The sequence below is a fragment of the Streptomyces niger genome (assembly GCF_000718305.1).
Classification (GTDB): domain Bacteria; phylum Actinomycetota; class Actinomycetes; order Streptomycetales; family Streptomycetaceae; genus Streptomyces; species Streptomyces niger.
On record NZ_JOFQ01000008.1, the window covers coordinates 214,412 to 229,046 of the forward strand.

General features: G+C 74.8%; 13 protein-coding genes. 2 read left to right on the top strand and 11 right to left on the bottom strand.

Annotated features, from left to right (window positions below; all coding sequences use genetic code 11):
* Nucleotides 1-34: 34 nt before the first annotated feature.
* The 9 genes from IF20_RS17430 to IF20_RS17470 form a co-directional block, all read right to left on the bottom strand.
* Nucleotides 35-889 carry an ABC transporter permease gene (locus IF20_RS17430; RefSeq protein ID WP_052866113.1) on the bottom strand — a complete coding sequence of 285 codons (855 nt, stop codon included), beginning with the start codon at nucleotides 887-889 and terminating at the stop codon, nucleotides 35-37.
* Complete coding sequence (locus IF20_RS17435) at nucleotides 886-1,818, bottom strand: ABC transporter permease (protein WP_052866430.1); 933 nt, start codon at nucleotides 1,816-1,818, stop codon at nucleotides 886-888. Before IF20_RS17435 ends, IF20_RS17430 begins: the two co-directional genes overlap by 4 nt.
* Before the next feature lie 62 nt (nucleotides 1,819-1,880).
* Entirely contained in the window at nucleotides 1,881-3,461 is a 1,581-nt protein-coding gene (locus tag IF20_RS17440) for an ABC transporter substrate-binding protein (RefSeq protein WP_052866114.1), read from the bottom strand.
* 47 nt (nucleotides 3,462-3,508) lie between these two features.
* Nucleotides 3,509-4,330, bottom strand: coding sequence for a class I SAM-dependent DNA methyltransferase (locus IF20_RS17445; RefSeq protein WP_234426699.1), 822 nt, complete (start codon nucleotides 4,328-4,330; stop codon nucleotides 3,509-3,511).
* Nucleotides 4,331-4,350: 20 nt separating this feature from the next.
* A complete protein-coding gene (locus IF20_RS17450) occupies nucleotides 4,351-5,619 on the bottom strand; it encodes an MFS transporter (RefSeq protein ID WP_052866115.1) in 1,269 nt (422 codons plus the stop codon).
* Complete coding sequence (locus IF20_RS17455; RefSeq protein WP_052866116.1) at nucleotides 5,616-6,716, bottom strand: dipeptide epimerase; 1,101 nt, start codon at nucleotides 6,714-6,716, stop codon at nucleotides 5,616-5,618. Before IF20_RS17455 ends, IF20_RS17450 begins: the two co-directional genes overlap by 4 nt.
* An 11-nt stretch (nucleotides 6,717-6,727) precedes the next feature.
* Nucleotides 6,728-7,804: a PLP-dependent cysteine synthase family protein gene (locus IF20_RS17460; protein WP_052866117.1), complete on the bottom strand. Its 1,077-nt coding sequence runs from the start codon at nucleotides 7,802-7,804 to the stop codon at nucleotides 6,728-6,730.
* On the bottom strand, nucleotides 7,801-8,655 hold the full coding sequence (locus tag IF20_RS17465) for a Rossmann-like domain-containing protein (protein WP_052866118.1): 855 nt from the start codon (nucleotides 8,653-8,655) through the stop codon (nucleotides 7,801-7,803). The genes IF20_RS17460 and IF20_RS17465 overlap by 4 nt, the downstream gene beginning before the upstream one ends.
* On the bottom strand, nucleotides 8,652-9,908 hold the full coding sequence (locus IF20_RS17470; RefSeq protein ID WP_199896638.1) for an ATP-grasp domain-containing protein: 1,257 nt from the start codon (nucleotides 9,906-9,908) through the stop codon (nucleotides 8,652-8,654). The genes IF20_RS17465 and IF20_RS17470 overlap by 4 nt, the downstream gene beginning before the upstream one ends.
* Before the next feature lie 155 nt (nucleotides 9,909-10,063).
* Here IF20_RS17470 and IF20_RS17475 point away from each other — a divergent pair, with 155 nt between their 5' ends.
* Entirely contained in the window at nucleotides 10,064-11,557 is a 1,494-nt protein-coding gene (locus tag IF20_RS17475; RefSeq protein ID WP_110944260.1) for an alpha/beta fold hydrolase, read from the top strand.
* A 22-nt stretch (nucleotides 11,558-11,579) separates the two neighbouring features.
* Nucleotides 11,580-12,179, top strand: a complete 600-nt coding sequence (locus tag IF20_RS17480) for a GNAT family N-acetyltransferase (RefSeq protein WP_052866119.1) — start codon at nucleotides 11,580-11,582, stop codon at nucleotides 12,177-12,179.
* Nucleotides 12,180-12,212: 33 nt separating this feature from the next.
* Here IF20_RS17480 and IF20_RS17485 read toward each other — a convergent pair whose 3' ends face one another.
* Both IF20_RS17485 and IF20_RS17490 read right to left on the bottom strand, forming a co-directional pair.
* Nucleotides 12,213-13,775 carry a PTS ascorbate transporter subunit IIC gene (locus IF20_RS17485; RefSeq protein WP_052866120.1) on the bottom strand — a complete coding sequence of 521 codons (1,563 nt, stop codon included), beginning with the start codon at nucleotides 13,773-13,775 and terminating at the stop codon, nucleotides 12,213-12,215.
* Nucleotides 13,776-13,808: 33 nt separating this feature from the next.
* Nucleotides 13,809-14,579, bottom strand: coding sequence for a PTS sugar transporter subunit IIA (locus tag IF20_RS17490; RefSeq protein ID WP_052866121.1), 771 nt, complete (start codon nucleotides 14,577-14,579; stop codon nucleotides 13,809-13,811).
* Nucleotides 14,580-14,635 lie beyond the last annotated feature (56 nt).

Below are 14,635 nucleotides of genomic sequence, written 5' to 3' on the forward strand. Positions count from 1 at the left end.
GGGGCCTCCGTGGCGTACAGGAACTCGGGCCCGTTCACGCGGGGTGCTCCTTTCGGGGGCGGGGCAAGGGGCGGAGGGGTGTGGGGCGGCGGCCGCGGGACGTCAGGGCCGCGTCGAGGAGCAGGTTGCCGCCCATGGTCAGGGCGACGATCAGCACGGCGGGCAGGACGACGGCCCAGGGCTGGACGAACAGGCCCGTGCGGTTGCGGTCGACCATCACCGCCCAGTCCGCGGCGTCCGGGGCCACCCCGACGCCCAGGAAGGCGGCGGTGGCGACGAGGTACAGGACGCCCGTCAGCCGGGTGCCGGCGTCGGCGGCGAGGGTGCGCAGGGCCGACCGTCCGACGTAGCCGACGGCCATCCGCCACCAGCTCTCGCCCTGCATCCGCAGCGCTTCGACCGCCGGGCGGGCGGCCGCCTCCGCCGCGGTGGCGCGGACGATGCGTGCGGCGTCCGGGATGTTGACCAGCGCGACGAGCAGCGCGAGCCCCACCGTGCCGGGCGAGAAGACGGCCGCCACCAGCAGGATCAGCAGCAGGGACGGGATCGCGAGGAGCACGTCCAGCGGGCGCATCAGCAGGTCTTCGAGCCAGCGGCGGTGGGTCAGCGCGCCGGTCAGGCCGAGCGGCAGGGCCACCGCGTACGCCAGTGCCGTCGCGGAGAGCGCGGTGAGGACGACGGTACGGCCGCCGAGCAGCACCTGCCGCCAGACGTCCCGGCCGACGAAGTCGGCGCCGGCCCCGTGTCCGCCGCCGAGGGTGAAGGAGGCGGCGCGGGGGCCCGGTTCGCCCGCGACCAGCGGGCCGAGGAGGGCGATGAGCAGGGGGCCGGCGACGAGGAGGAGACCGAGGAGGAAGCGGCCGGGGCGGGCGCGTACCGGGAATCTCACGCCGCCACCCCCGCTCGCGGGGCGAACCGGCGGGCCACCAGGTCGGCGCCGAGGTTCAGGACGACGGCGGTGAGGCCGAAGACCACGGCCAGGCCCTGGATGACCGGGACGTCGCGCTCCGCGACGGCGTTGATCAGGACCGTGCCGAGGCCGGGGATCACGAAGAGGGCCTCGACGACGATGACGCCGCACAGCAGCCAGTCGATGGTGCGCGCGAGCTGCTGGGCGGCGGGCGCGAGGGCGTTGGGCAGGGCGTGCGCGTACCGGACGCGCGCGCCCGCGATGCCGTACCGGCGGGCCTGCGCGGCGTACGGTGACGCCAGCGCGTCGATCATGCCGGCGCGGACCAGCCGGACCAGCGAGCAGACCGGCCGGGACAGCAGCACCAGAACCGGCAGGACCAGCGCGGCGGGGTGCGCGAGCAGGTCGTCGCCGAACCCCACGGCGGTCGGCGGCAACCAGCCCAGGCGCAGCGCGAAGACGGTGACGAGGAGGACGCCGAGGGCGAACTCCGGTACGGCGTAGACGGCCAGCGTCACCGAGCTGACGAGGCGGTCGACGAACCGGCCCTCGTGCCGGGCCGCGAGGACGCCCAGGCCGACGGAGAGCGGGACGAGCAGGGTGACGGTGAGGGCGGCGAGCAGCACGGTCGGGCCGACGCCGTTCGCGAGGTACGTGGCGACCGGGCGCCCCGAGGTGAGGGAGGTGCCGAGGTCGCCGTGGAGGAGCCCGGCGGCCCACGCGACGAGGCGTTCGTGGGCGGGACGGTCCAGGTGCAGCGCCTCGCGGATCGCGGCGATGCGCGCCGGGTCGGGCTGGTCGCCGGCGAGGGCCACGGCCGCGTCGCCCGGGAGCGCCTCGGTGAGGGCGAAGACCAGCAGGACGACGGCCACGGTCTGGCCGGCGCCCAGCAGGAGCCGGCGGACCAGCCAGGCCCGCAGGTCGCCGCCGCGCGCGGCCTGCCCGGCTCCGCCGCCGGTACCGCTGCCCGTCACGCCAGCCACACCTTGTCGAAGCGGGCCCAGTCCAGGGTGTTGGCGGGCGCTCCGTGCGCGACGCCGCGGACGTTCTGGGCCGTGCCGAGGATCCAGTCGGCGAAGCCCCAGACGAGGAAGCCGCCCTCGGCGTACAGGCGGCGCTGCATGCGTCCGTAGACGGCGGCCCGTGCCGTGTCGTCCTTGGTCGACTGGGCCTGCTGGTAGAGGGCGTCGAAGTCCTTGTGGTGCCAGTGGGTGGCGTTGGTGGTGGAGTCGGTGAGGAGGCGCTGCGAGAAGTGGGACTCGATGGGCATGGCGCCGGAGCGGTAGCTGGCGAGCGTCCCGGAGTCCAGGGTGTCGGCCCAGTACGTGTCCTTGCTGCCCGTGCGCACCGTCACGCGCACCCCGGCCTCGGCGGCCTGGTCGCGGAAGATGGCCGCGGCCTCGGTGAAGCCGGCGGCGACGTCGGAGGTGTCCAGGGTGACCCGCAGGTTCTCGGCGCCCGCCTTCTTCAGCAGGTGGCGGGCCTTGTCGGGGTCCTGGACGCGCTGCGGCAGGTCGTCGGCGTAGTTCTCGTAGCCCTTGCCGAACAGGTCGTTGCCGATCTCGCCGGCGCCGGACAGGGCGCCCGCGACCAGCTCCTTGCGGTCGGCGATCAGGAAGAACGCCTCGCGGACCCGCTTGTCGTCGAACGGCGCCCGGTCGGTCTTCATCGCGAAGGCCTGCATGGCGCTGTTGCGCAGCCGGACGATCTCGATCTGCCCCTTGCCCTCGTGCGCGCGGGCGGTGGTCGGGGTCAGTTCGTGGGCGTACTCGACCTGGCCGCCGAGAAGGGAGTTGACGCGGGCCGACTCCTCGTTGGCGACGATGAACTCCAGCCGGTCCAGGTGCGGGGGCCCGTCCCAGTACGCGTCGTTGCGCTCGACGACGGTGGAGCGGCCGGGCCGGAAGGACACGAAGCGGAAGGGGCCGCTGCCCACCGGCTTGCGGTCGAAGTCGTGCGCGCCCTCGGGGACGATGTACGCGCCGAACGCCGCGAGGACGTTGGGGAATTCGGCCGTGGGGCGCTTCAGGACGAACTCGACCGTGCGGCTGTCGAGCGCGCGGCTCGCCTTGAGGTCGATGGGCTCCAACGACGCCTTGGCGCGGAAGCCCTCCTTGGGGTCGGCGATGCGGCGGTAGCTGTAGAGGACGGCGTCGGCGGTCACCGGTCTGCCGTCGTGGAAGGTGGCCTTGCGCAGCTTCACGCGCCAGCGGTCCAGGCCGTCGTTCGGCTCCCAGGAGGCGGCCAGTCGGGGCTGTGCCGAGAGGTCGTTCCCGTAGTCGGCGAGCTTGTCGAAGAGGGCCTTGGCCCGGGCGGCGTCGGCGAAGAGGTTGGTGCGGTGCGGGTCGAGGGTCTCGCTCGCGCCGCCGCCGGCGAACACGGCCCGCAGCGTGCCGCCGCGCCGGGGCGTGCCGCCGCCCGCGGCTCCACCGGGGCCGCCGCAGCCCGCCAGCGCGAGCGCGCCGAGCCCGGCCGCGCCGCCGGCGGCGGCGAGGAACCCGCGGCGCCGCAGGCCGGGGAAGCGGGAGTCGTCGAGGGGGGCAGGGGGCATGACGGTGTCCTTCGGGTACGGGAGAGGTACGAGAACGGGTGGTGCGGTCAGCCGGTGTGCGTCAGGCGGGCGACGAGGTGCAGCCGGTCCCCGTCCAGGCGCCGCCCCGGCCCGTCGCCCTCCTGCCAGACGGGCTCGGTGCGCGGGCCGGGGCCGTCGTGCAGGGCCAGCACCTCGAAGCCGTGCGCGGCGAGGCGGTGGCGCAGCTCCTGGGGGAAGAGCAGCCGCCACGCGGAGCGCTGCTCGTGCGGCGGGGTGCCGTCGTCCGCGGTCCACACGCGGGTGCGGCGCAGCAGTTGCGCGGCGCGGTCGACGGTGAGGGTGGTGGTCGCGGACCAGGTGGTGCCCCGCCAGGTGACGGCGGTGGTGGTGGGTGCGTCGAGGAGTTCGGTGCGGCCGAGGAAGAACGCGCCGTTGCGCGCCTCCGCGACGAGCAGGCCGCCCGGTGCCAGGCTGCGCCGGCAGGAGGCGAGGAAGCCGTCGAGCTCGTCGTTGGTGTGGCAGTACAGCAGGGCGCTGTCCAGGCAGACCACGGCGTCGAAGGAGCGCGCGGGGAAACGGAAGGCGCGCAGGTCGGCCCGTACGTAGGAGGGCCCGGGGTGGTGCGTGCGCGCGTACGCCAGCATCGCTTCGGAGAGGTCGGCGCCGACGACGGACCGGCCGACCCGGTACAGGTGGGCGGCGTCCCGTCCGGTGCCGCAGCCCATGTCCAGGACGCGCGGGCCCGCTCCGTGGCGGAGCAGGCAGTCCTCGGCCCAGCGGCCGGCCAGCCGTTCCTCGTCGGGGAACCGGGCCTCGTACAGCTCGGGGTTGTCGGTCAGCAGATTGCGGGCCGAGGGGGCGTCGGCCACCGGTGTGCCGCTGGTCACGGTCGTTCCTTCCAGGGTCCTCACGCGGCCACCGCCACGGGTTCCGCAGGGGTACGGGCCGGCAGTCCGCGCAGCCGGTGCAGCCAGACCACCCCGGCGGCGGACAGCAGCCCGAACGCCAGGCAGCAGGCCCAGGGCAGCCAGCCGGCGCCGGTGCGTCCGCCGGTGTCCATGGCCCAGCCGACGACGGCGTTGCCGGCCGCGGCGGCGATGCCGGAGACGACGTAGAACAGGCCGAAGTAGGTGCCGGTCAGCTCGGCGCGGCCGAAGTCGGGGATCAGCTCCATGACGAACGGCTGGGCGACCATGACGCCGAGGTAGAGCAGCAGCGCTCCGGCCAGTACGGGCAGGGCGCGCAGTACGGCTCCGCCGACGCTTCCCGGCGGCCCGGTCGGTCCCGCGACGGCCATCGGCGGGACGAACGCCAGCCCCATCAGGCCGAGTCCGGCGGCGATCCAGCGGGCGCGGTGGCCGCGCTCCTTCAGGGCGCGGGTCAGGCGCAGTTGGAGGGTGAGGTTGGCGACGGTGCCGCCGAGGAAGACGAGGCCGGCCGCGCCGTCGAAGCCGGTGGCCCGGCGGGCGCCGTCCGGCAGCAGCAGGTAGAGCTGGTTCTCCATGGTGAACATGCCGACCATGGCGAGCGCGAAGGCCAGGAAGACCCGGTTGCCGACGACCTCGCGCCAGTCGCCGAGGACGGAGTTCTTCGTGGGGACGGCGGAGCGGGCGGGCAGCACGGCGGCCTGCGCGACGGTCAGTACGGCGAAGATCGCGGCGGCGGTGAGCGCGGAGGCCCGGAAGTCGACCAGCAGCAGCGCGGAGCCGAGCAGCGGCCCGACCAGCGCGCCGGTGGTCGCGAACACGTTGAACAGCGCGAACGCCTCGGCCTTGCGCTCCCCCGCCTCCTGCGCGAGGTAGGCGCGCACGGCCGGGTTGAACAGCGCGCCGGCCAGTCCGCTGAGCACGGAGGCGGCGAGCAGGACGGCCAGCCCGTCGCCGAGCGCGAAGAGCGCGAAGCCCACGGTGCGCAGCGCGCAACCCGCGATGATGACGCCACGGGCGCCGAGCCGGTCAGCGGCCGATCCGCCGATGAGGAACAGGCCCTGCTGGCTGAGGTTGCGGACGCCGAGGACGATGCCGACGACCGCGGCCGACATGCCCAGGTCCTCGCCCAGGTGGACGGCGAGGTACGGGATGAGCAGGTAGAAGCCGGTGTTGACGCCGAGCTGGTTCACCAGCAGCAGGCGGATGGCGAGCGGGAAGCCGCGCATCTCGTGCCAGATTCTCGTCATCGGGGCGCCTCCGCGACGAGGTCCGCCGGGCCGGCGGCCGGATGCGGCAGGTCGGCGCCGGGGACGGGCCGCACGCCCAGGCCGGGGCCGCGCCCCGCGCGTACGGTGCCGTCGGTGCCGCCGATGCCGGTCCAGGGGTCGTGCGCGAGCAGCAGGTGGCCGTCGAGGTCGGCCCAGCGGGCGCGGTCGGCGAGGTGGACGGCGGGGGCGAGCCCGAGGGAGCTGGCGGTCAGGCAGCCGAGCATCAGATCGGTGCCGCTGCCGGATATCAGCTCGGCGATGCGCAGGGCCGCGTGTACGCCGCCGCACTTGGCGAGCTTGACGTTGATGCCCTGTACGCGGCCGGCCAGCCGCCGGGCGTCCTCGAAGGAGACCGCGTCCTCGTCGGCGATCACCGGCAGCGGGGAGCGCTCGGCGAGCCGGGCCAGCGCCTCGGGGTCGCCGGGCGCGAGGGGCTGCTCGACGGCCTCGACGCCGAGCTCCGCGTACCGGGGCAGCAGGGCGCGGGCCTGCTCGGCGGTCCAGGCGCCGTTGGGGTCGAGCAGCAGCCGGGCGTACGGCGCCGCCGCGCGGACCGCGCGCACGCGCTCGATGTCGTCCTCGGGGTCGGGCGAGCCGGCCTTGACCTTGAGGACGGAGAAGCCGTGCCGGGCCAGCCGGCCGGCCTCCTCCCCGGCGGCGCGGCGCGTGCCGATGCCGAGGGTGCGGGCCGTCGCGGCCCGCGGCGCTTCGGGGGCGCCGAGGAGCCGGTGCACGGGCGCGTCGGCACGCTTGCCGGCGAGGTCGAGCAGGGCCGACTCGACGGCGGCGGTGACGGCGGGCGGGGTGCCCGGTGCGGGCAGCTCCCCGGCGCGGAGCGCGTCGAGCGCCGCCTCGGGCCCGTCGAAGCGGGCGAGTTCCAGGGCCGTCTCGCGGAACAGCCGGCCGATGGTGGCGGCGTCCAGGCCGTAGTAGACGCTGGCCACGACCTCGCCGTAGCCGCGCTGTCCTCGGTGTTCGACGGCGAGCCAGACGGCGTCGCGGGCGGCCATCGTCGAGCGGGAGATGCGCAGCGGCTCGGTGAGCCGGAGCCGCACGGTGCGCTGGTCGGTCTTCACGGGGTTCCTTCTCAAGGGGTGGTGCGGGCGGCGAGCGGGTCGGCGACCGTCCGGCAGCGCGTCCACCCGGTGGCCTCGGCGGCCCGGGGGTGCGGGATCTCGACGGGGCGGGTGGCGGCGGCGCCGAGGTCGAGTCCGTGCGCGGCGGCGAAGTCGTCGTCGTAGACGGTGCCGAGGTACCGCTGCGGACCGTCGGGGAAGACGGTGGCGACGACCGCGCCGGGGTGGACGCGGGCCGCCCAGGCGGCGACCAGGGCGACGGCTCCGGTGCTCCAGCCGCCGCTGACGAAGTTGCCCGCGGCCAGCCGGCGGCAGGCGTCGGCGGACTCGGCGGGGCCGACCCAGTGCACCTCGTCGAACGCGTCGTAGGCGACGTTGCGCGGGTGGATGCTGCTGCCGAGGCCGCGCATGAGGCGGGGCCGGGCGGGCTGCCCGAAGATCGTGGAGCCGGTGGCGTCCACGCCGATCAGCCGCAGCCCGGGCCAGTGCCGCCGCAGCGGGCCGATGATGCCGCCGCTGTGGCCGCCGGTGCCGACGCTGCACACCAGGACGTCGAGGTGGTCCAGGTCGGCGGCGATCTCGGCGGCGAGCGAGGCGTAACCGGCGCCGTTGTCGGGGTTGTTGTACTGGTCGGGCCAGTAGGCGTCGGGCAGTTCGGCGCGCAGGGCCCGCAGCCTGGCGAGGCGCGCGGCCTGCCAGCCGCCCTCGGCCGCCGGGCGGTCCACCAGCTCCAGCCGGACGCCGTACGTCCGCAGCAACTGGCGCATCGACGGCTCCAGTTCGGCGTCCCCGACCAGTACCACGGGGTGGCCGAGGGCCTGCCCGGCGAAGGCCAGGCCGACGCCGAGCGTGCCGGAGGTGGACTCCACGACCGGTGCGCCGGGCAGGAGTTCACCGCGTTCCCTGGCGCCCAGCAGCATGGCGACGGCGGCCCGCGCCTTCATGCCGCCCGGCGCGAGCCCTTCGAGCTTGGCCCAGAAACCGGGGTGCGGGCAGGGCAGGTCAGCGGTGATCCGGGCGAGCGGGGAGCGGCCCAGCAGGCCGAGCAGCTGCGGGTTGGCGCGGGCGCGCAGGACGGCCGTGGTCATGCGGCGGCCCCGGCGGCGGCACGGTCCGGCAGGGCGGCGGTACCGGCGTAACGGTGCACGGTGCCGGGCCCGCCGTCCAGCCAGAAGAACGGGTACGGCTCGGCGCACACCGCGCTCACCCCGGCCCCGAGGAACCGCGGCAGCACGGCGCTGCCGGTCTGCGCGAACATCACCAGCGGGGTGCCGTGCGCGGCGGCGTGCGCGCGCAGCGCCTCGAAGGTGCCGTTGCCCAGCGTCATGCCGGACGCCAGCACCGCGTCGCAGCGGTCGAGTTCGGCGAGCGCGTCGGTGACGACCGGCTCGCCCCACTCGGTGGTGCCGCCCTTGAGGTCGCACGGCACGTACGTCAGGCCGCGCTCGCGCACCGCCTCCAGCAGCGAGTTGACGACGCCGACGACCAGCACCCGCGCGCCGGGCGGTACGTCGAGCAGCTCCACGACGGCCCGCGCGCGGGCCCGGGACTTCTCCAGCGAGCTGCCGGCGGGCAGCGGGTGAGGCCGGGCGCCGGGCGCGGTGTCGTGCGGCAGGACGTGCATCAGGTACGCGTCCAGCGCCGCGATCCGTACGGGCAGCAGCTCGTGTGCCAGCAGCCCGGCGACGTCCGCGCCGACGCACCGCTCGACGGCCGCGTCGGTCAGCGCGCCGGGTTCCACCGCGCAGGAGCCGACCGCCGCGCCCAGCCGGAGGCTGAGCACTTCGTTGCGGTAGCCGCCGCTGCGGCCGGCGTGGCGTACGGCCTGCCGCGTGCTGAAGGCGACGGAGATCCGCAGGTCGGCCGGGTCGGGGCCGTATGCGCCCGCCAGGACGCGGGCCACCAGGTCGTCGTAGGAGCCGGCGGTACAGGAGCTCATCGGCCCACCACCCGCGGGCGCAGGGCGGACAGCAGCCCCTCGACGCGGGCGCGGGCACCCGGCCCGTCCGGGTCGCCGGCCATGACGTGCCCCAGGTACTCGTTGTTGCTGCCGGCCGCCTTGACGTCCTTGCCCGCCTCGGCGAGCTGGAGTTCCAGTACGCCGTCGGCCTCGCGCACGGCGTCGCCGCCGTCGATGCCGGCGAGCACGCCCGCGCTCTCCGGTACGAGGAAGCCGATGGCGGCGCTGCGCAGCCCGATGTCGCGGACGGTCAGGTCGGGCCGGCGGCCGAGCGCGACGTCCACGCAGGCGGCGGCCACGTCGATGCCGGTGACGTGGCGGATCAGCTCGGTGATGCGGTTGCCGGCGGGGCGCGGATTGACCTCGACGACGCGTGGTCCGTCGGGGGTCAGCTTGATCTCGGTGTGCCCGACGACGTCGTCCAGGCCGAGCGCCTTGAGGGCCTGCACGGCGGTGTCGGCCGCGGCCTCCGCGTCGGCGGCGGGCAGCGCCGCGGGGAACATGTGGCCCGTCTCGATGAAGGCGGGCGCGCCGCCCACGCTCTTGTCGGTCACCCCGACGACGTGCGTACTGCCGCCGTGCGTCACGGTCTCGACGCTGACTTCGGGGCCGATGAGCAGCTCTTCGAGCAGGACGACGGGCGCCCGGCGCTGGCCGCGCGCGTTGACGGGGAAGTCCTCGACGGCGCGGTAGGCGCGCTGCAGCTCCGCCTCGTCCGCGACCTCGCGGACGAACATCCCCGCGCACAGGTCCACCGGCTTGAGGACCAGCGGGTAGCCGATCTCCGCCGCGGCGGCGGCCGCTTCGGACCGGTCGGTGCAGAGCGCGAACCGCGGCTGGGGCAGTCCGGCGTCCGCGAGCACCCGGCGGGTGGCGTCCTTGCGGCAGGCGTTCTCGACCGCTTCGGGCGCCGGGCCCGGCAGGCCCAGGTGGCCGGCGATCCGCCCGACGGTGGGCAGGTAGTAGTCGCAGGAGGTGAGCACGGCGTCGAAGCCGAGCGCGGCGTGCAGCCGCGCCACGTACGGCAGCAGCGTGTCCAGGTCGTTGGTGTCGGCGGTCAGCACGTTGCGCGCGCCGAGCAGCGGATGGGCGGCGCCTTCGGGGGCGTTGCGCAGGTAGTGGTGCAGGTCGCGGGTGAGGAAGGTGAACTCGTGCCCGCCCTCGCGGATCGCGCGCGGCAGCAGCCTGCTCATCGCTCCGACCCAGCTCTCGACCATCAGCAGATGAGCCACGATTCCCCTTCTCCGGCGGTGTGTTGCGGTCGTCGGCCGTGGCCGGGACGCGTCCTGACGGAGCCGTCCGGCTTGACCGCCCCACACTGTAAACGATAATCGTTTTCAAGTCACCCGTTGCTCGGTGCCCCGCCACTGCCCTGAATGCGAGACCTGTGACCACCGTCGTCCGCCGCTCCGGCCTGCTGTGCGCCCTCGCCGCCGGCACCGCCGCGCTGCTGCCCGCCTCCCCCGCGCACGCCGCCGCGCCCCGGGCCCCCGCCCTGCACTTCGGCGCCTGCCCCGACTCCGTGCCGGCCCCGCCGGCCCCCGACCGCGTCGAGTGCGGCGAGCTGAGCGTCCCGCTGGACCACGACCACCCCGAAGGCCGGCACATACGCCTCGCCGTCTCGCGCGTACCGGCCTCCGGCACCTCCGAGGAGCGGCGCGGCGTCCTGCTGGTGAACCCGGGCGGCCCCGGCGGCTCCGGCCTCCCGTACGCCGTCACCAAACGCGCCAAACTGCCCGAGAGCGTGCGGCGTGCGTACGACGTGATCGGCTTCGACCCGCGCGGCACCGGCCACAGCGCACCCGCCGACTGCGGCCCGATGGGCGGCCTCTTCGACGCACCGGGCCGGGACCCGGTACCGAAGGACCACGCGGCCGAACGCGGCTACCTCGACTCCCTCCGCCGCACCGCCGACGACTGCGCCACCGGCGTGGGCACCGCCCTCCCGCACCTGTCGACCACCGAGACCGCCCGCGACATGGACGCGCTGCGGACGGCCCTCGGCGAGCGGCGCATCTCCTACCTCGGCGTGTCCTACGGCAGCTACCTCGGCGCCGCCTACGCCGCCCGATTCCCGCACCGCATACGCCACATGGTGCTGGACAGCGTCGTCGGGCCCGAGAACTGGTACGACTTCGACCTCCGGCAGAGCCGGGCCCTGCTGCGCCAGCGCGACACGTTCTTCGGCTGGACCGCCGCGCACGACAAGCGCTTCGGCCTGGGCAGCAGCGCCGCCGAGGTCCGCGCCGCCTACCAGCGCGTCCGCGACGGCCTCGCCGCCCGCCCCGTCGACGGCTTCGGCGCCGCCGAGTTCGACCGCACCGTGTACCGGGCCCTCGGCCGCACCGAACGCTGGGTGGGCCTCGCCGACGGCCTCCGCGACCACCTGCGGACCGGGAAGGTCACGGGGCTCCGCCCGGCCGATCCCTTCGACGGCGCCGCGTCACGCACGTACGAGGCCGCCAACCGCACCGTCAAGTGCGCGGACGGGCCCGGACCCACGCCCGCCCGGGTGATCGCCGACCTGCGGCGGATGCGACGGCTCGACCCGCATCCGGTACTCACCGGCATGGAGGCCCCGGTCTGCGCGTACTGGCACCACCGCCCCGCCCACCGCACCGCGCTCGGCAGCCCCGCCGCGCCACCCGTCCTCCTGGTCGCCTCCGACCACGACCCCGTCACCCCGATCGCGGGCGCCCGCGCGCTGCAGCGGCGGCTGCCCGGCTCCCGGCTGGTCACCCTGCACGACGACTACTCCCACGGGGTGTTCGCCAGCCGGGGCAACGCCTGCGTGGACGGCGCGGCGGCCGCGTACCTGACGGCCGGGACCGTACCGTCGGCCGACGTGCACTGCACCGGCCCCGGCCTGCCGACGCCCTGATCCTCGGAAAGCACGGAGCACCATGACTGTCACCGTCACCCCGCACGCCGCCGTCCCCGGCACCCCCGGCTACACCATCCGGGCCGCCACCCCCGCCGACGTGCCCGGCGCCCGCCGCGTCATGCTCGACACGCTCTACCGGGAGTTCGACTACGGATACGTGCCGCGGTGGCACGAGGACATCGTCGACATCCCCGCCACCTACCTCGACGACCCGCGCCACCTGCTCCTCGTCGCCGTGCACCGGGGCGAGGTGGTGGGCACGACCGGCATCCGGTCGGCCGGCCCCGCCCATCCGCCGCACCCCCGCTGGCTCGCCGACCGCTACCCGTCCGGCTCCACGGCCCAGCTCGTCCGCGTCTACGTCGACCCGGCCCACCGGCGCCACGGACTGGCCCGCACGATGGTGCGGCGCGCCTGTGACTTCGTGGCCGCGACCCCCGGCTACGCCCGCATCTACCTGCACACCAACGTCAGGGTCGAGGGCAGCGGCGCGTTCTGGCGCAGCCTGGCCACGGAGGTCTTCGACGCCCGCGCGACCGGCGAGCACGGCCCGGGCGTCGAGACGGTCCACTTCGAGATCCCGATGCCCCAACGGGCCCCGGAGCCCGCCAGGGGCTGACGCCGCCCCGGCCCTTCCCCGCCGGCCGTGCCGTCAGTCGGACTCCGGCGGCGGGGGCGGGGTGGGCGCGCCGGCCGGCGGGGCGATCTTCGCGTACGACGTCGTCGTGGCGGCCGGGGCGGCCGACGCGGGCGCCGCGGCACGGGGCAGTACGGCGTCCCGGCGGGCGCCCGGGTCCCAGCCGGTCTCCACCACCCGCTTCTGCACCAGCACGGCGCCGGCCAGCACCAGCCCGCCGATGGCCAGCATCAGCACGACGGCGCCCGCGCCGCCCGCCTTCGCCGCGTTGCCGATCAGCGAGCCGAACCAGCCGAAGTCCGCGTCGCCGAAGGTGGTGTTCTCGTCCCCGAACGCGCCGAGCACCTTCAGCAGCAGCGCCGGCAGGAAGGTGATGAGGACGCCGTTGACGAACGCACCGAGAGCCGCGCCGCGCCGGCCGCCCGTCGCATTGCCGTAGACGCCGGCCGCGCCGCCGGTGAAGAAGTGCGGCACCAGGCCCGGCAGGACGAGCGCGAGCCCGAACCACGGGTGGAAGAGCGCGGACAGCAGCCCGAGGCTGACCAGGCCGCCGAGGAAGCTGCACAGGAAGCCGACGAGGACGGCGTTCTGCGCGTACGGGAAGACGATCGGCGCGTCCAGCGAGGGCACCGCGCCGGGCACGACCTTCTTGGCGATGCCCTGGAACGCCGGGACCAGCTCGCCCAGGATCGTCCGCACACCGAAGAGGATGATCGCGACGGCGATGCCGAACTGCAGGCCCTGCATCACGGACTGCATCAGGTAGTTGCCGACGCCGGTGGCGGTGACGCCGCCGGCCGAGCCGAACGCCTTGAAGGCGGTCTCCCGGCCCGCCTCGGCCAGGAAGAGGATCGCCAGGACCACGTAGATCAGCACCATGGACAGCGCGGTGGCCACCATCGAGTCGCGCAGGAAACGCAGCCCCTCGGGCAGCTTCATGTCCTCCGTACTGCGGCTGCGCCTGCCGACCAGCTGCCCGGTCGCGCCGGCGGCGACGTACCCGGCCGTGCCGAAATGCCCGATGGCGATGGTGTTGTCACCGGTGATGCGCTTGGTCCACGGGTGCGCGAAGGCCGGCATCGAGACGAGCAGGATGCCCAGCAGCACGCCACCGGCCAGCACCACGACCGCGGAGGGCTGGCCGGCGGTGGCCAGCACCATGGTCAGCAGGGTCGCCATGAACAGCATGTGGTGACCGGTGAGGAAGACGTACCGCAGCGGCGTGAAGCGGGCCAGCAGCAGGCTGACGCCGAAGCCGACGATCATCAGCCAGGCGACCCGCGCACCGAACTGCTGCTGGGCGATGCCGACGATCGCCTCGTTGGTCGGGATGACGCCGTGCGCGCCGGTCGCGCCCTGGATCATCTGGCCCAGCGGGGCCAGGGCCGTGACGACCAGGTCGGCACCCGCCCCGATCAGCAGGAAGCCCAGCGTCGCCTTGATGGCGCCGCCGATGATCTGCCCGGCGGTCTTCTTCAGGGCGATCAGACCGGTGGCCGTGATCAGGCCGACCAGGTACGCCGGCTGACTGAGGACCTCGTTCACGAGGAACTTGGCGATCGATACGAGCCAGTCCATGGTGCTTTCCTTCGTTACTGGACGTCGTACGCGTTACCGGACGTCGTAGGTGTCGCGGAGGATGCGGTCGACCTCACCCGTACTGGTGAAGTTTTCGACGACCTTCACCGGGACGCCGACGTCGCCGAGCGTCCTGGCGATCTCGCCCGAGGTGAGGATGGCGACGGCCCCGCCGGCCTTGCCCTTCGCGGAGATGGTGTCGGTCGCCTCGACGGTGACGAACCGGGACCAGCCCCAGCGGTCGAGCACCTGCTCCAGGGTGTTCTTCAGGAAGAGGCTGGTGCCCAGGCCGTTGCCGCAGACGGTGAGGATCTTGTGCACGGCCCCGCCGCCGGCCGATTGCTGCTCCGGCGCGTCCCGGCCCGCCAGCACCGCGTGCACCGCTTCCGGCGTCCCGGCCTCGCGCAGCGCCCGCTCGCTCTCCGGGTCCGCCAGCAGTCGGGCCAGCGCGGCCATCGCGTCGGTGTGCGCACCGGAGTCCCGCGCCGCGAGCCCGACGACGAGGGTCACCGGGTCGTTGGCCTCGTGCCCGAACTCCACCGGCTCGGCCAGCCGCACCCACGACATGCCGGTCTTCAGGACCGCGGGCGAAGGGCGGGCGTGCGCGAAGGCGAAGCCGGGCGCCAGGACGATGTAGGGCCCGTTCTCCTCGACGTTCTCGATCATTTCCGTGGTGTACTCACCGGTGCTGGCACCCGTCGCGACCAGCAGGTCGCCGGCCACCCGTACGGCCTCCCGCCAGTCCCCCGCCGCCACGTCCAGCCGCACGGCTCCGGCGGGGATCAGTTCGCTCAGTGTCGGCATGCACGGGATCGTCGCACGAGAACGCTTGCCTGAATATGCGCGGCGGACCGTCGGAA

Coding starts and splice junctions, on each gene's coding strand:
- IF20_RS17440 (WP_052866114.1), bottom strand. CDS start 3,461: ATGCCCCCTGCCCCCCTCGACGACTCCCGCTTCCCCGGCCTGCGGCGC.
- IF20_RS17450 (WP_052866115.1), bottom strand. CDS start 5,619: ATGACGAGAATCTGGCACGAGATGCGCGGCTTCCCGCTCGCCATCCGC.
- IF20_RS17460 (WP_052866117.1), bottom strand. CDS start 7,804: ATGACCACGGCCGTCCTGCGCGCCCGCGCCAACCCGCAGCTGCTCGGC.
- IF20_RS17465 (WP_052866118.1), bottom strand. CDS start 8,655: ATGAGCTCCTGTACCGCCGGCTCCTACGACGACCTGGTGGCCCGCGTC.
- IF20_RS17480 (WP_052866119.1), top strand. CDS start 11,580: ATGACTGTCACCGTCACCCCGCACGCCGCCGTCCCCGGCACCCCCGGC.
- IF20_RS17485 (WP_052866120.1), bottom strand. CDS start 13,775: ATGGACTGGCTCGTATCGATCGCCAAGTTCCTCGTGAACGAGGTCCTC.
- IF20_RS17490 (WP_052866121.1), bottom strand. CDS start 14,579: ATGCCGACACTGAGCGAACTGATCCCCGCCGGAGCCGTGCGGCTGGAC.